The organism is Streptomyces sp. NPDC006265 (genome assembly GCF_040613555.1).
Classification (GTDB): domain Bacteria; phylum Actinomycetota; class Actinomycetes; order Streptomycetales; family Streptomycetaceae; genus Streptomyces.
This window is the reverse complement of sequence record NZ_JBEXSH010001037.1, coordinates 1-2,849: the sequence shown is the minus strand read 5'-3', so window position 1 is coordinate 2,849 and position 2,849 is coordinate 1. Positions and strand designations below refer to the sequence as shown.

At 72.2% G+C, this 2,849-nt stretch carries 4 protein-coding genes; all 4 read left to right on the top strand.

Annotated features, from left to right (window positions below; genetic code table 11):
• Positions 1-521: alanine racemase C-terminal domain-containing protein (locus tag ABZ281_RS44775; RefSeq protein ID WP_356664064.1), on the top strand; the 521-nt coding region annotated here is incomplete at its 5' end.
• Between the two features lie 125 nt (positions 522-646).
• Positions 647-1,906, top strand: coding sequence for an alpha/beta hydrolase (locus tag ABZ281_RS44770; protein ID WP_356664062.1), 1,260 nt, complete (start codon positions 647-649; stop codon positions 1,904-1,906).
• Complete coding sequence (gene tsaE / locus ABZ281_RS44765; RefSeq protein ID WP_356664060.1) at positions 1,875-2,393, top strand: tRNA (adenosine(37)-N6)-threonylcarbamoyltransferase complex ATPase subunit type 1 TsaE; 519 nt, start codon at positions 1,875-1,877, stop codon at positions 2,391-2,393. The genes ABZ281_RS44770 and tsaE overlap by 32 nt, the downstream gene beginning before the upstream one ends.
• A gap of 160 nt (positions 2,394-2,553) precedes the next feature.
• Positions 2,554-2,721: a hypothetical protein gene (locus ABZ281_RS44760; RefSeq protein WP_356664058.1), complete on the top strand. Its 168-nt coding sequence runs from the start codon at positions 2,554-2,556 to the stop codon at positions 2,719-2,721.
• The last annotated feature ends 128 nt before the right edge of the window (positions 2,722-2,849 follow it).

Sequence of the window (2,849 nt, the reverse complement as noted above, 5' to 3'; positions counted from 1 at the left end):
TCGAGGTAGTCAGCGGCGGGTGGTGCTGGGGGTGGGTAACTGGTCGCGTGGCAGCCACCTACGGCATCTCGCCCAGCCCCGAGCTGGGCACCCCGGCCGACTTCGGGCTGCGCCCGGTGATGACGCTCTCCGCCTCGCTGGCCCTGGTCAAGCACGTACCGGGCGGGCACGGCGTCAGCTACGGCCACCGGTATGTGACACCCGGCGCGACCACCCTCGGCCTGGTGCCGCTGGGCTACGCGGACGGCGTCCCGCGGCACGCCTCCTCGGCCGGGCCGGTCCTGGTCGAGGGCAAGTGGCGCACGATCGCCGGGCGGGTCGCCATGGACCAGTTCGTGGTGGACCTGGGCGGCGACGAGCCCGCGGCAGGGGCCGAGGCGGTCCTCTTCGGGCCCGGGGACCGCGGAGAGCCCACCGCGGAGGACTGGGCCCAGGCGGCCGGAACCATCGCCTACGAGATCGTGACCCGAATCGGAACGCGTGTTCCTCGCGTCTATGTGAATGAGGAACGGGATGGGTAACTCGCACAGAGAACCCGTCACGCGAGGGACACCAGGCACCCTGACAACATCAGCATCACCCGGCCCGCCGATTCACCGGACCCGGTGAGGCACCCGACCAGCACTCCGGCGAAGAGGAGCGGTACGTGAGCGAGAGCAGTGCGGAGGTCGTCGCGGACGTCGCCGCCGCGGCCGTCGCGGCCTCCGCCGCGGGGGCGGCGGGAGGCTGGCGCCGGGCGACCGGTATCGCCGGCGTGGCGATAGGCGTGGTGGCCGCGGGCGCGGCCGCCGGTGTCGCCCTGGAGCGGATGACGGTCGGCCGCGGCATGCGCCAGAAGGCCCGGCTCGCCCTGGACTCGGCCGGGCCGTACGGCTCGCTGCGCGGCATGCCCGGCAAGGCGTTCGCCGACGACGGCACCGAGCTGTACTACGAGGTCGACGAACTCGACGCGGAGGCCGCCCCCGCCGCCATCGGCCCGCGCCGCCGACGGCTCTTCGGCCGCAAGTCACCCGCTCCCGTCACCGTCGTCTTCAGCCACGGCTACTGCCTCAGCCAGGACTCCTGGCACTTCCAGCGGGCGGCCCTGCGGGGCGTCGTACGGACCGTGCACTGGGACCAGCGCAGCCACGGCAGGTCCGGCCGGGGCGTGGCCCAGGGGCGGGACGACGAGCCGGTCACGATCGAGCAGCTGGGCCGGGACCTGAAGGCCGTCATAGACGCGGCGGCCCCCGAGGGCCCGCTCGTGCTCGTCGGGCACTCCATGGGCGGCATGACGGTCATGGCGCTGGCCGACCAGTACCCCGAGCTGATGCGCGAGCGGGTCGCCGGGGTCGCCTTCGTGGGGACGTCCTCGGGGCGGCTCGGCGAGGTCAACTACGGCCTGCCGGTCGCCGGGGTCAACGCGGTCCGGCGGGTGCTGCCCGGGGTGCTGAAGGCGCTGGGACAGCGGGCCGAGCTGGTGGAGAAGGGGCGCCGGGCGACCGCGGACCTGTTCGCCGGGATCATCAAGCGGTACTCGTTCGCGTCCCGGGACGTCGACCCGGCCGTCGCCCGGTTCGCCGAGCGGATGATCGAGAGCACGCCGATCGACGTGGTCGCCGAGTACTACCCGGCGTTCAACGACCACGACAAGACCGACGCGCTCGTCCACTTCGCGGAGCTGCCCGTGCTCGTCCTGGCCGGGGTGCAGGACCTGGTCACGCCGAGCGAGCACAGCGAGGCCATCGCCGATCTGCTGCCGGAAGCCGAGCTGGTGCTGGTGCCGGACGCGGGACACCTGGTGATACTGGAACACCCGGAAGTGGTCACCGACCGCCTCGCCGACCTGCTCACCCGCACGGGTGCCGTGCCCGCAGGGGCTACCGTGAAGGGCTATGGAAGCACCAGCACCGCACAGCCCGGCTGAGTCCGGATCCGTCCAGATCGTCGTCACGTCCCCCGAGCAGATGCGGGAGCTGGGCCGCCGGCTCGCGAAACTGCTGCGCGCCGGTGACCTGGTGATGCTCAGCGGGGAGCTCGGCGCGGGCAAGACGACGCTGACCCGTGGGCTGGGCGAGGGGCTCGGCGTGCGCGGGGCCGTCACCTCGCCGACGTTCGTGATCGCCCGGGTGCACCCCTCGCTGGGCGACGGGCCGCCGCTGGTCCACGTCGACGCCTACCGGCTCTCCGGGGGGCTCGACGAGATGGAGGACCTCGACCTCGATGTCTCGCTGCCCGACTCCGTGGTGGTCGTGGAGTGGGGTGAGGGCAAGGTCGAGGAGCTGACCGAGGACCGGCTCCAGGTCGTGATCCACCGGGCGGTGGGCGACACGACCGACGAGGTCCGGCAGATGACGGTCACCGGTCTGGGGGAACGCTGGGCCGAGGCGGATCTGAGCGTGCTCGCCGCCTGAGTTCTCGCCGTCCCGGGTCCCGGTGTGCGGTCTTTTGATGAACGTTCCGACAAGACGTCGGCAAGATGTTGCGTTCGGCGTCTTCTGCGTGGTCACATGGTATCCAGTGCGCAGTTAGGTGTACCTAACTTCGTTTGCCCCGGCCTTTCGGGAGGCGTCCATGTCGGCTACAGAGAGCAAGGGGCAGCCGCAGCGGTTCGCGGTCGCCGGGGTGTCCATGCGCGACCTGCTGGCGGCCGGCGAGGCGGCGGCGCTCATCTCCACGCCCCCGCGCGCACCCGAGCCGGAGTTCTCGGAGCGGGTCCCCGAGCACCGTGAGGCTGCCTAGTGCCGCGGCAGGCAACGTTCGCCCCGTCACGATGCCCGGCACGCTCCCCCAAGCTCTCGACTCCGCTCGAGCAGGGGGTGCCCCCACTCGCCGCACCGGCCGAAACCCCGAGTACGTCCAGTACGAGG

Coding starts and splice junctions, on each gene's coding strand:
- tsaE (WP_356664060.1), top strand. CDS start 1,875: ATGGAAGCACCAGCACCGCACAGCCCGGCTGAGTCCGGATCCGTCCAG.
- ABZ281_RS44760 (WP_356664058.1), top strand. CDS start 2,554: ATGTCGGCTACAGAGAGCAAGGGGCAGCCGCAGCGGTTCGCGGTCGCC.